13 protein-coding genes and 2 pseudogenes are annotated in these 14,049 nt (G+C 65.5%); 3 read left to right on the forward strand and 12 right to left on the reverse strand.

The window, feature by feature from the left end; genetic code table 11:
• Nucleotides 1–23: 23 nt before the first annotated feature.
• The 4 genes from L6444_RS07860 to L6444_RS07875 all read right to left on the reverse strand — a co-directional run bounded on the left by L6444_RS07860 (nt 24) and on the right by L6444_RS07875 (nt 3,735).
• Nucleotides 24–1,685, reverse strand: a complete 1,662-nt coding sequence (locus tag L6444_RS07860) for a protein adenylyltransferase SelO (RefSeq protein WP_459561275.1) — start codon at nt 1,683–1,685, stop codon at nt 24–26.
• 22 nt (nt 1,686–1,707) lie between these two features.
• Entirely contained in the window at nt 1,708–2,274 is a 567-nt protein-coding gene (locus L6444_RS07865; protein ID WP_236981602.1) for a hemerythrin domain-containing protein, read from the reverse strand.
• 74 nt (nt 2,275–2,348) lie between these two features.
• Nucleotides 2,349–3,113 carry an LLM class F420-dependent oxidoreductase gene (locus tag L6444_RS07870; RefSeq protein ID WP_236981603.1) on the reverse strand — a complete coding sequence of 255 codons (765 nt, stop codon included), beginning with the start codon at nt 3,111–3,113 and terminating at the stop codon, nt 2,349–2,351.
• Nucleotides 3,114–3,120: 7 nt separating this feature from the next.
• Nucleotides 3,121–3,735 (reverse strand): TetR/AcrR family transcriptional regulator, encoded by a 615-nt coding sequence (locus L6444_RS07875; protein ID WP_236981604.1) that lies wholly within the window; start codon nt 3,733–3,735, stop codon nt 3,121–3,123.
• Nucleotides 3,736–3,805: 70 nt separating this feature from the next.
• Here L6444_RS07875 and L6444_RS07880 point away from each other — a divergent pair, with 70 nt between their 5' ends.
• Nucleotides 3,806–4,996, forward strand: a complete 1,191-nt coding sequence (locus L6444_RS07880; RefSeq protein WP_236981605.1) for a spirocyclase AveC family protein — start codon at nt 3,806–3,808, stop codon at nt 4,994–4,996.
• Nucleotides 4,997–5,066: 70 nt separating this feature from the next.
• Here the strand turns inward: L6444_RS07880 and L6444_RS07885 are convergent, their stop codons facing one another.
• The 8 genes from L6444_RS07885 to L6444_RS07915 form a co-directional block, all read right to left on the reverse strand.
• Nucleotides 5,067–6,137, reverse strand: coding sequence for an NAD(P)H-dependent amine dehydrogenase family protein (locus tag L6444_RS07885; RefSeq protein WP_236981606.1), 1,071 nt, complete (start codon nt 6,135–6,137; stop codon nt 5,067–5,069).
• Nucleotides 6,134–6,562, reverse strand: a complete 429-nt coding sequence (locus L6444_RS07890) for a hypothetical protein (protein WP_236981607.1) — start codon at nt 6,560–6,562, stop codon at nt 6,134–6,136. The genes L6444_RS07885 and L6444_RS07890 overlap by 4 nt, the downstream gene beginning before the upstream one ends.
• Before the next feature lie 34 nt (nt 6,563–6,596).
• Complete coding sequence (locus L6444_RS07895) at nt 6,597–7,298, reverse strand: hypothetical protein (protein ID WP_236981608.1); 702 nt, start codon at nt 7,296–7,298, stop codon at nt 6,597–6,599.
• Entirely contained in the window at nt 7,295–7,426 is a 132-nt protein-coding gene (locus L6444_RS30060) for a hypothetical protein (protein ID WP_255731148.1), read from the reverse strand. The genes L6444_RS07895 and L6444_RS30060 overlap by 4 nt, the downstream gene beginning before the upstream one ends.
• A 14-nt stretch (nt 7,427–7,440) precedes the next feature.
• Entirely contained in the window at nt 7,441–8,238 is a 798-nt protein-coding gene (locus L6444_RS07900) for a CbbQ/NirQ/NorQ/GpvN family protein (protein ID WP_236981609.1), read from the reverse strand.
• 16 nt (nt 8,239–8,254) lie between these two features.
• Nucleotides 8,255–9,757, reverse strand: a complete 1,503-nt coding sequence (locus L6444_RS07905; protein WP_370653156.1) for a nitric oxide reductase activation protein NorD — start codon at nt 9,755–9,757, stop codon at nt 8,255–8,257.
• A gap of 167 nt (nt 9,758–9,924) precedes the next feature.
• The gene (locus tag L6444_RS07910; RefSeq protein WP_236981611.1) at nt 9,925–10,653 is read right to left on the reverse strand and encodes a hypothetical protein; all 729 of its coding nucleotides are present in this window, start codon (nt 10,651–10,653) and stop codon (nt 9,925–9,927) included.
• 60 nt (nt 10,654–10,713) lie between these two features.
• Complete coding sequence (locus tag L6444_RS07915; RefSeq protein ID WP_236981612.1) at nt 10,714–11,316, reverse strand: TetR/AcrR family transcriptional regulator; 603 nt, start codon at nt 11,314–11,316, stop codon at nt 10,714–10,716.
• 164 nt (nt 11,317–11,480) lie between these two features.
• Between L6444_RS07915 and L6444_RS07920 the strand changes: the two are divergent.
• Nucleotides 11,481–12,492, forward strand: a pseudogene (locus L6444_RS07920) (HNH endonuclease signature motif containing protein); the annotation flags it as partial.
• Between the two features lie 22 nt (nt 12,493–12,514).
• A pseudogene (locus L6444_RS07925) lies at nt 12,515–13,956 on the forward strand (recombinase family protein).
• Nucleotides 13,957–14,049 lie beyond the last annotated feature (93 nt).

The following is a 14,049-nucleotide window of genomic DNA, read 5'->3' on the forward strand; positions in this document are numbered from 1 at the left end:
TCCGAAGGCCCAACGGGCGGGAGTCAACAACACGGTGTCCACCTTCCGGCGCTACCTCGTCGTCCAGTCGATGACCTTCGTGTGCGGCATCGTCGGGCCCGTCTTTTTTGATCATGTTCTTTGCCTCCCAACCGGATCCGCAACTGAAGTGGGCATTCTGGGCCGGCCTGTTCGTCACCTATGCCGACATCATGATCGCGCTGGGTATCACCGCTGCCACCCGTGGCGTTCAGGTGCCGCAGAAGGTGCGGTAGGTTCCGAAATCCGCTGGGGCGGGTTTGGCGTAGCGTTCCAGTCCGGTCCGTTCGGTATAAGGGGGCGCGGATAGCCTCGAGAAGCCGGTGGACCGGATCAAGGTCTCCCGTCGTCGCCGCTTCCAGCGCCTCCTCGACCAGGTGGTTGCGCGGGATGTAGACCGGGTTGACCCGTGCCATCAACAGCGGGTCGGGTTCCAGCGCCCGCCACCGGGCGGCCCAGTCGTCGAACAAGGCGGGGTCGACGAACAGGTCGCGCGCTGGTCCGGAGTCCCCGCGCGCGGCGTCCGCCAGCCGGGTGAAAAACGACGTGTAGTCGACGTGACTCTCCTGCAGCAACGACAGCAGTTCTTCGAGCAACGGCGTCAGTTCCTCGATGTCACCGGTGAACCCGAGCTTGGCGTGCATACCCGAGCGCCACGCTGCGTGGTAGTCGTGGAATCCATCAAATGCGTTCTCTACCAATGAAACTGATTCCTCGACATCGTCGCCGATCAACGGGAGCAGGGTCTCGGCGAAGCGGGCCAGGTTCCACGCCGCGATGGTCGGTTGATTGCTGTAGGCGTAGCGGCCCCACGCGTCAATCGAACTGAAAACGGTGTCGGGGTCGTAGGCCTCCATGAACGCGCACGGTCCGTAGTCAATGGTCTCCCCGGAGATGGTCATGTTGTCGGTGTTCATCACGCCGTGCACGAACCCGACCAGCATCCACCGCGCCACCAGCGTCGCCTGGGCGCCGACCACCGCTTCGAACAGCGCGAGATAGGGCCGCTCGGCGTCGGCAGCGCCGGGGTGATGGCGCGCGATCGCGTGGTCCGCCAGGCGTCGCAGCAGGTCGAGATTGCCTGTGGCAGCAGCATATTGAAAACTGCCGACCCGTAGATGGCTGCTGGCCACGCGGACCAGCAGCGCGCCCGGCAGCAGCGTTTCGCGGGCTACCGGGCGCCCGGTGGCCACCACGGCCAGGGAGCGTGTCGTCGGCACGCCCAGCGCGTGCATCGCCTCGCTGATGATGTATTCGCGCAGCATCGGTCCGGTGGCGGCCAGGCCGTCCCCGTTGCGCGCGAACGGAGTGCGTCCCGAGCCCTTGAGGTGGATGTCGCGAAGGCGTTGCCGCTCGTCGAGCAGTTCGCCCAGTAGCAGCGCGCGACCGTCACCCAACCGCGGCACGTACCCGCCGAACTGATGACCGGCGTAGGCCTGGGCCACCGGCGTGGCGCCGTCGGGTACCAAATTGCCCACTAAGAAACGCAGGCCGTCGGGGCTGCGCAGCCAGTCCGCACTCAGTCCGAGTTCGTCCGCCAGCGATTCGTTGAGCACCAACAACTTGGGCTCGGGCGTCGGCTCGGCCTGCCACGCCACCGCCAGCTCGGGCAGCTCTCGGAAGAACCGATCCTGAAGGGCGACCGGGCGGTCAGATGTGACGCTCACGCCACTGAGCCTACGGAGCGACTCAGCCAAGCGCTTGGTGCATCAGGTCGCGGGCACGGTCGAGCATCGCGGCGAACGGTCCTACGGCGAAATTCAGCTTCGCCGATTCCACGCCGGCGTGCGGCCGAGTGGGCGCGATAGCTTCGGCCACCTTCACCGCCGTGCCCATCCGCTTCTGCTCGTTGGCGTCGAGGTTGCGCTGCAGTTTCGTGAACTCCTCGAGTTCTTCATGCTCGGCGTGGGCCAGCACCGCATCCCGCAGCTTGGTCAGTTCGTCGACGAACTCCTGGGAGGTGATGTCGAGGCTTTCGATCTTCGTCAGCTGCTCTTTGGCGTCGTGCTCTTCGTGCAGCAGCTCGTCGACGATCGCGTCGCCGGCGTCGAATTCGCGACGCACGCGGGGATGCACCAACATCTCCTCGGCCGTCTCGTGCACGGCCAGCAGCTGACGGAGTGCGACGAACGGCTCGTCGCGCGCCTGGGGGTCGGAGGCCAGCAGTACCTCGTCGAACATGTCCTCGATCAGCGCGTGCTGCGCCTTGAGGAAGGCAACCACCTCGTCGGGTGTCTGAACAATCATCTCGGTCACCAGCGTGACCTCCAATCGGGAAAGCGTTTGAACTCGGGCTGCGCTCCTGTTTCGCATACCCGAGCAGACATTTGCTAAACCGCGCGCCGGGCCGCCACCAGCCGCTCCACTGCGCCGAGGTCATACGGTGCACGCAAACCCAGGATCAGATGGTCGGCGCCGGCCTCGACGAGTGATGCCACCAGGTCCGGCTCGACCCGCTCGATCCACACAGTGCGTTCGATCTCGCCCGGATCCCGGCCGATTTCGCCGCACCAACGGTCGATGGCCCGGTTCTTGGCGCGGATCGTGGCGGCGTCGCCGTAGCCGTTCCACATGTCCGCGTGTTCGGCGACCAGGCGCAGGGTGCGCCGCTCGCCGTTGCCGCCGATCAGGATCGGCAGCCGTCCGAGGGGGCCGGGCTGTAGTAACCCGATCCGGCGCCGGATGCGCGGCAGCGCCTCGCCGAGCGCATCGAGACGTTGTGCGGGTGTCCGCACCGGATAGCCGTATTCGATCTCGTCGCGGTCCATCCATCCCGATCCGATTCCCAATACCGCCCGACCGCCGCTGAGGTGATCGAGTGTGCGGGCCATATCGGCCAGCAGGTCGGGATTGCGGTAGCAGCAACCGGTCACCAACATGCCGATCTGGGTGACGTTGGCGGTGGTGACGGCCATGGCCGCCAGGATCTGCCAACCTTCGAAGTGCGATTCCGCGGCCGACCCGTACAGCGGCGGGAAGAAGTGATCCCAGGTCCACAGGCTGTCGACGCCGAGCTGGTCGACACCCTGCCAGCCCGCGCGAAGCGCCGCCATGGTGGTGTTCTGCGGGTGGATCTGGACGCCGATCTTGACCATGCCGGTCCTACTGCCGCGGCGAGGGCAGTTTGATCGCCGACACATACATCTCGACGATCGGCCGGTAGAGGTCGATGTCGTCGAGCTCGCTGCCCAACATCACCGAATCGCTGGTGGCCACCAGCACGTGCGCGAACGTCAGCGGCGGGATCCGCAAAGCCCCGCCGAGCCGTTCGACGCCGGCAACGATGAATTCCGCTAGTGCCGCAACGACTTCCAGCCTTTTGGCCGCAACCCGCTCGCGCGCTTCGGGATTCCGCAGAAGATACAGCGTGAATTCGTGTCCCAGCGCGGCGTGCTCGGCGCCGCGGTCGCGGCCCAGTTGGCGCCAGCGCAGGGCAATGTCGTCGAGTTCACGGTCACCGACCTGGGTCGCCGTCGACATCACCTCGGCGAAGTTGTCGAAGTAGCGGCGCCAGTACCGGTCGCTGACCGCCAGGAACAGGTCCTCCTTGGTGGCGAAATGCTTGTAGATGGCGCCCTTGGTGTATCCCGCAGTGTGTGCGATGTCGTCGAGAGTCGCCGGCGTGAAGCCCTTTTCGGCAAACACGGCTTCCGCGGCATCGAGCAACAACGTGCGGGTCTGCTCTAGTCGCCGTTCGCGGGTGAAGCGCTCTACCACAGCCCGATTGTGCCAGAGTAACTCTAGATTCCGGCTCGACTCTCAGATACCAGCTGGTATATTCGCTGCGATGAGCAAAGAGGGAAACCGAAAAGGCGCATCCGCCGTCACCGAGCCGCCCGGTCGCGCAATCCAGCCGGGCGCTGGGGCCAGGCCCGCTGTGCAGCCCGTCCGGACGGTCAAGCCCGTCCAGATCTGGGCCGCGATCGGTGGTGCGCTGCTCGTACTGGAGCTCTACGTGTGGATCCGCTGGGTCAGCGGGCCCTATTTCCAGCGGGTGCCCGCCGGCCCCTCCGAGCCGCCGTGGCTGATGAAAGTGCCGCTGATGGCCAACGCGATCATTCTCTGGATAGCCGCGCCGTTCGCCTTGTGGTGGTTCATCATTCGGCCGTGGCGACGCGAGAGACGGATCACCCTGGACGGGATGCTGCTGGCGTCAATGGGTTTGATGTTCTTTCAGGATCCGCTGCTGAACTATTTCAACACCTGGTGCACCTACAACACCTGGCTGTTCAACCGGGGCTCCTGGTCATCGCACATTCCGGGTTGGGTATCACCGGAGGAACCGGGCCGGCAGGTCGCCGAGCCGCTGTTGACCAATGCGCCGGGTTACGCGTACGGGGTGCTGCTGATCACGATCGTCGGCTGTTGGGTGATGCGCAGGATCAAGGCGCGCTGGCCCGACATCAGCAACCTGCGGTTGATCGCGGTGACCTACGCATTCACCTTCGTGCTGGACCTCCTCATGGAGGGCTGCATTCTGCTGCCCATCGGCTTCTACACGTATCCCGGTGCGATTCGCGCTGTTTCGCTCAATGCCGGCCATTATTACCAGTGGCCGGTCTACGAAGGGCTGATGTGGGGCGGCGTCCAGGCCGCGCTGTGCTGCCTGCGCTATTTCACCGATGACCGCGGCCGAACCGTCGTCGAGCGCGGATTGGACAGTGTGCGAGGCGGCGTGGTGCAACAGCAGTTCATCCGCTTCCTGGCGATCTTCGCCGGGGTCAGCGCGTGCTTCTTCGTTTTCTACAACATTCCGGCCCAATGGTTCGGCATGCATGCCGACCCGTGGCCCGAGGACGTCCAGCGGCGCTCTTACTTCAATGGTGGTATCTGTGGCGACGGCACCCGTCAGCCGTGTCCCAATCCGGTACTGCCGTTGCCCACCAAACGCTCGGGCTATGTCGACTTCGACGGCCGCTTCGTCCCCCCCGACGGCGCGCAGTTGCCGACGAGTGTTCCGTTCGAACGCGGGAAGTGACTGTCGCACAACGTTGTTCGACGCGCTGAGATCGGCCCACGCACACCCCGGCATCGCCGGACACTCGAACTCAACCGAGCCTGTTCGACAACACCCCGCGTCCCACGATCGTGGGTAGGTCGAGGAAGGTCCGGATGCCCGGCGGTGCGGCGCACACCGGTGCGATCGCATGCACCGCGTGCATCGCGGTGCCGAGGCAGCCCTGGTCGGTGTCGTCCTCGCCGTGGATGGCGATCCGGGATTCCAGAACCATGGACGGCGACCCTTCCACCGTCACCTTCCAGCCGCGTCCGTTGGGCCAGTCGGATGCCTGCTCGGCGCCCAGCCTGGTGATGTGCTCGACGGTCAGTGCCGGCCGGCCGCCGATGATCGCGGTGTAGCTGAAGCGCTGGGCTGACACGGTGCCCTTCTCGACGCGCCCGGCTTTCACTTCGATCGGTGCGTCGGCGACGGCAACCTCACGGTGGTAGGTGAATTCGTCGATCGCCGCGCCGAGTCCGTCGGCCAGCAGCATCAGCGGAGCCTTGAAAGCCATGGCGCCCACGGCCGGTTCGGACATCGGCACCGGCTCGTCCGGATGCTTGCCGAAGCCCATCACGTCGAACAGCACGAACCCCACGTCGTAGGTGCTGTAATCCATCAGCTCCTGCACCACTAGCGAGTCGATCCGCCGGAACAGGCCCGACATGGTCAGGGGCAAAACCTCAGCGGCCCAACCAGGTTCGATGCCGGTGCCGTGGAACGACGTCGTTCCCTCGGCGCACGCGGCCTCCAGCTGCTCGGCCACCGGCCCGTCGCAACTCTTCGGATAGATCAGCGCGGTCACCGCGGTGGACACCACGTTCTTACCCGAGGCGAGGAGCCGGCGGATGTCCCCGACCGCGGCCGGTGGATTCCAGTCGCCCATCGCGTTGTACAGCACACAGTCGGCATCCAGGGCGAGGATCTCCTCGACGTCTTTGGTTGCGACGACGCCGATTTCACCGATGCCGCAAATCTCACCGACGTCTCTGCCGGCCTTGTCGTCGCTGTAGACCAGCGCGCCGATGAGTTCCAGGTCCGGGTGCTCGTGCACGGCGGCCACCGCGTGCCGGCCGACATTGCCGGTAGCCCATTGGATGACCCGCAGCTTCCCGGTCACGGCTTCGGGGCCTGCTGCGCGTGCTGGGCCTGCTGGCGGGCGATTCGCGCGTCGTGGATTCGCACGAGTTCACGAAAGCCCAGCCGGTGATACCGGGGCACCGGTTGGATGCCCCAGTCGTCGCGCGCGGTGCCCTTGCCGGCGACCCCTTCCGGTGGCCCGAGTGGCGGGTACGGGTACTTGCATTCCAGGGTGTCGTTGGAGTACCGGACTTTGAGCAGTTCGCTGCAGATTTCGGTGAGGCTCAGCGTCGGATAGCCGTAGTAGACGGCCATGAACGGCAGCGTGAACGCGCCCTCGAGGACCAGTGCCACCAGGCAGACCAGCACGGCGCGCTTGATCCACTTGTGCATGCGTGCGTAGTACGGCGTGGTGCCCGGCGGAAGTTCTTCGGCGGCGGTGTCTTCCGATGACGGTGTGGTCACGGGTCTGCTCCTTGGTGGGCTCGTGGGTCAGTCTTCAGTCGGAGAAGATTTCGCGATTGACGGTGTGCAGGTAGGGGATGGCCAAAAACGGGGTGATGTAGAAGATGTCGTAGAGCCACCAGCCGATCACCGGGAACACGACTCCGGCGTAGCGCACGTCGGCGTACATGGTCATGTTGAACACGTAGGCCATCCAGATCATTACGCCCATCCAGCAGGTGACCACCATCCACTGGTGACCCCAGCGCTTCATCTGCAGGAAGCCGATCGCCGCGGCGACCCGCATCGAGAACACCGTGAGGATCAGGCCTGCGACATAAGACTTTTCACCCGGCCCGGCTGCGCCACCCACCCACAGCTCGTTGTAGTGCCAGAAGTAACCGGCGTCGAACATGTTGCCCCAGCCCACCATCAGCACCCGGTTGATCAGGGTGTGATTGGCGACCAAGTCCAGCGCCCAGCCCAGACTGTTGAGCATGCCGTCGATCAGCACCAGATAGCCGATCAGCGTGACGATCATCGGCCGAACCGACAGGCCCGCGCGCAGCGCCTGACGTTGCAGCCATACTCCGCGCATGAAGATGGGGAACCCGAGCAGTCCGGGAGCCCAGCAGCCCATCAGCCCGGCGCCGACGATCATCCACCTGTCTGCCCGCCGCTGGGCCTCGCGCGATGCATCGTAGTGCTCGTCGAGACCGGGCGTGTCCGAACGGCGGTGCAACAGCGGCAGATTCATAGATTCCACCAGCCCCGGGCGAACGACATGTACAGCTCGATGCCGAACATCACCAGCAGGTACCCGTAGATGAAGACCTGGAAGACGATGAGTGCCCGCTTGCGCTTGCGCTCTTGCTGATCGACCATGCTGGTGCCTTTCTCTATCGGTTCGCGGGGTCCTGGGACGCGAGCAGGGTCGCCGCGGCGACTTCACGCAGACCGTCGTTGACAGCGCCGTCGGTGCTCAGCGGTGCGAGTATGCAGGCTTCGGCCGCGTCGATCTCCGAGGCTCCGGCGGCGATCAGCTTGGCCGCGGTGACCAGCACCCGGGTCGACGGCGGCTCGAAGTGAAACGCGTCGTCGGCAGTGCGAATAGCGTTGGCGCATTGCACCAGTCGCTGGGCGGTTCTGATCTCGACGGCCGCTTCGGCGACGATCACCTCGGCTTCACGGTCGGCGGGCAGATAGTTCATCGGGAGGGTGGCGAAGCGCTGCCGGAATGACGGCTTCAGCTCTTTGAGCGAGCTACGGTAGGCCGGATTGTAGGAACACACCAGCATGAACGATTCCGGAGCATGCACCACCTCGTCGGCGCGATCAAGGTACAGGGCGCGACGGTGGTCGGTGAGGGAGTGCAGGATCGCCAGCGAGTCATGTCGGGCTTCCACCACCTCGTCGAGATAGCAGATCGCCCCGGCTTTGACGGCTCGGGTCAGCGGACCGTCGTTCCACACCACGTCGCCCCCGGTGACGATGAACCGGCCGACCAGATCGGAGCTGGTCAGGTCGTCGTGGCAGCTGATGGTGACCACCGGCTGGCCGAGCAGGGCGCCCATATGCTCGACCAAGCGCGTCTTTCCGCAGCCGGTGGGGCCGGTGAGCATCACCGGAATGTGTTCGCGGTGAGCCTGTTCGAACAGCTGCACTTCGTTGCCACCGGCGATGTAGGTGTCGGTCATCTTCCCCCTCGGTCTCCTACGCGGCGACGAGTTCGCGGTGGACGTGGGCCAGCACGCGCGGCAATTCCTCGATGCGCTTGATCCGCCTGGACCGGCGTGCCCCGAACACCTCGGGTAGCGGGTCGACCCGCGTCGGTCCGACGCCGACGTAGTACACCGAGACGCCGGCATCGTTGGCTTCGTCGACCGCGTGTGCCACGTCGGCCCAGGCGTAGCGGCCCTCATAGCCTTCGTCGGACATCAGACCGTCGCCGATCACGATCAGCAGACGCCGCTCCGAGGGTTGTGCCAGCAGGCGCGACGTCAGGTGCCGAATCGGCGCGCCGAGTCGGGTGTAGCCCGCGGTCTGCAACCCCAGGCTGCCTGGCGCGATGAAGTGGCCGTCACGAAAGTCCTTGAGACAGTGCACTTCCACCCGATGGCGGGTATTGCCGGTGAACACGAAGATGCCGTGTCTTTCCCGCGCCAGGGTCATCGCGCGCGAGAGTGCGTCGGCGCATTGCAGCTCCAGCCGGAAGATCTGTCCAGCGTGGACGCCGAGTGATGAACTCCCGTCGAGCAAGAGCGCGGTGGTGACGTCGCGGCCGCTGGGCCGCAGCTCGCGGAAGATCCTGGGTTCGGTGGCGCGCTGTATGGTCGAGTCGACGTAGTGCCGGACGTACTCGTCGACATCGAGGTCGGACCCGTCGTCGAGCCGGTTGGTCATCGCGCGATGGGTGTGTTCCTCGAACCATTTTCGCAGATTCGCCGCCACCGGCGCAGGGTGACGGTCCTGGGTTCGCGGCGGGATCTCAAGGACCGCAACGTGATTCGGCAGAAACGCGTTGGTCCAAGCGTTCCACTCCGGATACGGGATGCCATGGCGCCGTTGCGGGCTGATGTCAAGGTCGTTGTCCTCCGGCCGGCTCGGCGGCGGCAGGTTCGGGTTGCGCACGCCGCCGTCGCCGCCCACCGGCACCGAGTAGGGACGCGGGTGGCGCTGCTGGGTGCTGGTCCACGGCATCCTGCCGAATCGCTTGATCGCACTGGCCAAGCCACGTTCAGTCGCACTGGTGCGGGGCAGCATGCCCAGCAGCGGGTGTTCAGCGATCGGGTGTCCGGTCCGGGCCAGGTCGATCGCACGGTCGAACATCGAGGGGGCGTCCAGATCCGGGTCGCCGACCGGTACGTCGGGTAGCAGCCTGTCGATCTCCGGCATCAGGCCAGGCCATCGCGAGGCGATCCAGCCCACCGCGACACCCGCCTCGATCAAGGTGAGGGCCCGGTTCTCGCGCGGGGTGAGGTCGGTCAACCGGTAGTGCGCCAGGCGTTCCTTGGACGGCGAGCATTGCAGCGCGACACCACATGTCAACGTCCGGCGCGTCCAGTCGTGCACCAGTGGTGGGTAGGGGACGTGCACCAGGTCCAGTGCCGGGCTCACACCGAAGCCGCGTTTGGTCCCCGTCGTCAAGCGGGCGCCACCGCGGCGCCGTTCACTGAGCGCCACTGCGGTCAGCGCGCAACTGCGCTCGATTGCCATCGCCGACGGATTGGTCGTCGCGGTCACGGAATCAGAAGGTTCCGATGTTGGAGAACATCCAGTACCAGAACCAGATGATCAACCCGGTCCCGCCCCAGGCCGCGACGTAGCGCAGCAATTCCCACACCATGTCCATACGTTGCAGCTCCTTTGGAATTGAAAGACGGTCAGTCGGAGAAGATTTCGCGGTTTACGGTGTGCAGGTAGGGAATGGCCAGGAACGGGGTGATGTAGAAGATGTCGTAGAGCCACCAGCCGACGACCGGAACTACGACCCCGGCGAACCGCACGTCGGCGTACATGGTCATGTTGAAGACGTAACCGATCCAGATCACCGCGCCCATCCAGCAGGTCACCACCATCCACTGGTGGCCCCAGCGCTTCATCTGTAGAAAACCGATGCCCGCCGCGATCCGCATGGTGAAGACGGTGAAGATCAGCCCGACCTCCCAGCCCTTCTCGCCGGGGCCGGCGGCACCGCCGATCCAGAGTTCGTTGAAGTGCCAGAAATAGCCGGCATCGAACATGTTTCCCCAGCCCACCAACAACACTCGGCCGAGCAGGGTGTGGTTGCCCACCATGTCCAGTGCCCAGCCGACGGTGTTGATGGCGGCGTCGATGACGACCAGATAGCCCAGCAGGGTGACCAGCATCGGCCGCACCGACAGCCCGGCCCGTTGCGCTCGGCGCAACAGCCAGACCCCGCGCAGGAACAGCGGCAGGCCGAAGACGCCCAACGCGGCGGTGCCGATCAACAGGGAACCCGAGATCAACCACTTGTCCGCCTGTCGCTGCGCGAGCTGCGATTCGTCCAGGTGCTCGTCCAGACCCAGACCATCCCGGGTTGCGGGAGTCTCCCCGGCTGCGCGGCGGAAGTTCACCGTAGGCAGATTCAAATTCGCCTCCCTCGACCCGCCAGTTCTAACCCAGAAACTGACTGAGGTCAATAACGAGGGCTAGCGAGCCGCCAGGCTCCGCATCGTCGTGGTCAGGTAATCATCGAGCATCGCGTCGCGGTTCGGCCAGGTGTTCGTCGTGATCAGCAGCGCATACAACCCGAGTAGGAAGAAGACCGCACTGTTCATCGGGATCACGTCGGCGGCCACTGTCCCGCGTTCTTGCGCTTGCTCGATCTCGCGGGCGACCGCGACGATGATGGGGTGGTCCCGGCCGTCTTCGACCGGCGGCCGGGTTTGGGAAAAATGCAGTGCGAGAAAGTCTTTGAATAACTCTTCGCCCAACCGGCGCTCCAATCCGGCGATCAGCCTCACGGCTTCGCCGAGGGCGTCCGCAAGGTCGGGTTCGGATTCCAGGAACCGGGTGAACTGGCCGGCGATGCGCTGTTCTTCGCGGTGCTCCAATTCGAGGAGCACGTGTTCCTTGGTGGGAAAGTGAAAGAAGAAGGTGCCGTGCGCAACTCCGGCGGCACTGACGATCGCGCCGACATCCGCGTCGGCCATCCCGGACCGCTTGAATTCGGCAACGGCCGCTCCCAGCAGTCGCTCTCGGGTCTGCAGACGTTTTGTCTCGCGCGCGGAGTTCTTGTTGGTTGCCGCCATCATTCCGTTCTGTTTCGTCGATGGGACGTGAGTGCAAAGGGTAGCGCGGCGCGTCCGTCCGGGCCAGGAATCGGCTAGTGCGGACTCGGCCCGTATTTGGATGACTTGAGTCAGTTAAAACGATCCTTGACCGGGTTGTCGGTGGTGGCTGCTTGGATGTTGTTATGTCCTCTTGCACCGTTGAGCCTCGGGCGGTTTCGCCTGGTGAGCGGTTGGAGGGGTTGTTCGAGGAGCTGGCGGAGCTGACCGGTCAGCGCAATGCGATCGATGGGCGGATCGTGGAGATCGTCGCCGAGATCGACCGTGACGAACTGTGGGGGTCCACCGGCGCACGCTCGGTCTCGGCGTTGGTGGCCTGGCGCACCGGCGTGTCCCCGCGCAACGCGAAAAGCATCGCCGCGGTGGCCCATCGCGCGCAGGAGTTCCCGCGCTGCGTGGCCGGTCTGCGCGACGGCCGGCTCTCGCTGGATCAGGTCGGGGTCATTGCCGAACGCGCCGCCGACGGCTCCGATGAGCACTACGCCGAGCTGGCCGCGGTAGCCACCGTCTCCCAGTTGTGCACCGCGATCAAACTCGAACCCCGACCCGAGGACCCCTGCCCCAAGCCACGCCCGGGTCCGCAGCGCTCGATCTCCCAGACCGGCGACGAGCAATCCACCACCTGGCGGATCACCCTGCCCCACGCCGAAGCCGCCCTGTTCGACACCACCCTACAGGCACACCTGGACGCGCTGGTAACCGACTGGAAACGCGACCACGCCGCCACCGCAGCATCCCAGCGCCCCCCCGCTGCCCGACACCGTGGATGCGTTCCTAAGCCTGGTGACCGCCGGCTGGGACACCGAAATCGCGCGCCGCCCGCACGCCCAACACACCACCGTGATCGTGCACCTCGACCTCGACAAACCCGCCGCCGCCCTGCACCTGGGGCCACTCCTGTCGGCGGCCGAACGCCAATACCTGACCTGCGATGCCACCTGGGAAGCCTGGTTTCAGCGCGACGGACAGCTCATCGGCACCGGGCGGGAGACCCGCCAGAACAGCCGCCGGCTGCGCCGCGCCCTAGAACACCGCGACCGCTGCTGCGTGGTACCCGGCTGCGCCGCCACCCGCGGCCTACACGCCCACCACCTGCAGCACTGGGAAGACGGCGGGCCCACCGAACTGCACAAGCTGAAATGTTGCTAATATACCCTCTATGGGAAAAGTGAAACCGGCAGGTCAGCGAGTTGGGGTGCGGTCGGCGGCGGTCTATGCCCGGATCTCGGCGGATGTCGAGGGCGCCGGCTTAGGGGTGGCGCGCGGCAGTTGGAGGATTGCCGCAAGCTGGCGGCCGATCGAGGCTGGCTGGTCGGTGATGAGTATGTCGATAACGATGTGTCGGCCTTTTCGGGAAAGCCGCGCCGGGAGTATGTGCGGATGCTGGCCGATCTGAAATCGGGTGCTCGGGACGGGGTGATCGTCTATAACTTGGACCGGTTGCATCGTCGCCCGGTCGAGTTAGAAGAATTCGTCGCTTTGTGTGAGTTGGTGGGCGTGCGTGACGTGGCCACCGTCACCGCCGATATTGATCTGGGCAATGACGACGGGTTATTCATGGCCCGGATTTTCGCCGCGTTCGCGGCCAAGGAATCCGGCCGCAAATCCGCCCGCATCCGCCGCAAGATGTTGCAGAACGCCGAACGAGGGCTGCCGCACGGCTCGGTGCGCCCGTTCGGCTACGAGCCCGACAAGGTCGCTGTGCGTTGCGATGAGGCCGCGGTGGTGTGCGAGATGGTGGACCGTTATCTGGCGGGAGCGTCGATTCGGTCACTGACGATGTGGCTCAACGACTCCGGTGTGCCTCCGGCGGCGTCGAAGGCGTGGCGGACCTCGACGGTGCGCCAAATCCTGTGCTCGGGCCGCATCGCCGGGCTGCGCGAGCATCACGGCCAGGTGATCGGTGCGGCAGCGTGGCCAGCGATCATCACCCCGGCGCAGCGGGATCAGGTGTTGGCCCGCATGACTGCCCGCGCGCTGACGAAGACCCGCGCACCGCGCACCTACCTCCTGTCGGGGTTGCTGCGCTGCGGGCGGTGCGGCAACCGGTTGTATTCACAAGCCCGCCATGTCAATCCAGACAATCGGGTGCGCCGCTATGTGTGCCTGAGCGGCCCGGATCAGGGCGGCTGCGGGCGACTGACGGTGGTGGCCCGACCCGTCGAGGAGCTGTTGACCGACGCGGTGCTGACCCGGCTGGACTCTCCGCAGCTGGCCGATGCACTGGCGGGAAAGGCCAGCGTCGATGCCGACGTCGCCGCGTTGTCGGCCCAGCTCGATGCCGACACCACCCGCTTGGATGAGTTAGCAGCGCTGTATGCGAATGCAACCGTGACCGCGCGGGAGTGGATCGCCGCGCGCGACCCCATCACCGCCCGTATCGCCGAAACGCGCCGAGCGATCGCGGCTGCCACCGATACCACTGATGTTCAGGAGTTGGTCGGCACCGGGCGTCTGCTACGCGAGCAGTGGGACAGCTTGGACATCGACCGCCAACAAGCGGTCATCAAATCGGTGCTCGATCACGCCGTCATCGCTCCGGGGACCGCGGGGTCGCGCAGCCTTGACATCGACCGGGTGCGACCGCTGTGGCGGGTGTGAACCGGTGGCGTCTTCGGGTTCGCTCCGAGCAGGGTGGCGATGCGTGCGATGACGGTCGGATCGGTCACGGTGACTGGCAAGTTCTGGCGTTCA

Source organism: Mycobacterium kiyosense (assembly GCA_021654635.1).
In the GTDB taxonomy this organism is placed as follows: domain Bacteria; phylum Actinomycetota; class Actinomycetes; order Mycobacteriales; family Mycobacteriaceae; genus Mycobacterium; species Mycobacterium kiyosense.

Excerpts from the sequence above, each read along its gene's own strand:
- L6444_RS07905 (WP_370653156.1), bottom strand. The coding sequence starts at position 9,757 with ATGGCAATCGAGCGCAGTTGCGCGCTGACCGCAGTGGCGCTCAGTGAA.
- L6444_RS30060 (WP_255731148.1), bottom strand. The coding sequence starts at position 7,426 with ATGGTCGATCAGCAAGAGCGCAAGCGCAAGCGGGCACTCATCGTCTTC.
- L6444_RS07895 (WP_236981608.1), bottom strand. The coding sequence starts at position 7,298 with ATGAATCTGCCGCTGTTGCACCGCCGTTCGGACACGCCCGGTCTCGAC.
- L6444_RS07880 (WP_236981605.1), top strand. The coding sequence starts at position 3,806 with ATGAGCAAAGAGGGAAACCGAAAAGGCGCATCCGCCGTCACCGAGCCG.
- L6444_RS07900 (WP_236981609.1), bottom strand. The coding sequence starts at position 8,238 with ATGACCGACACCTACATCGCCGGTGGCAACGAAGTGCAGCTGTTCGAA.
- L6444_RS07870 (WP_236981603.1), bottom strand. The coding sequence starts at position 3,113 with ATGGTCAAGATCGGCGTCCAGATCCACCCGCAGAACACCACCATGGCG.
- L6444_RS07915 (WP_236981612.1), bottom strand. The coding sequence starts at position 11,316 with ATGGCGGCAACCAACAAGAACTCCGCGCGCGAGACAAAACGTCTGCAG.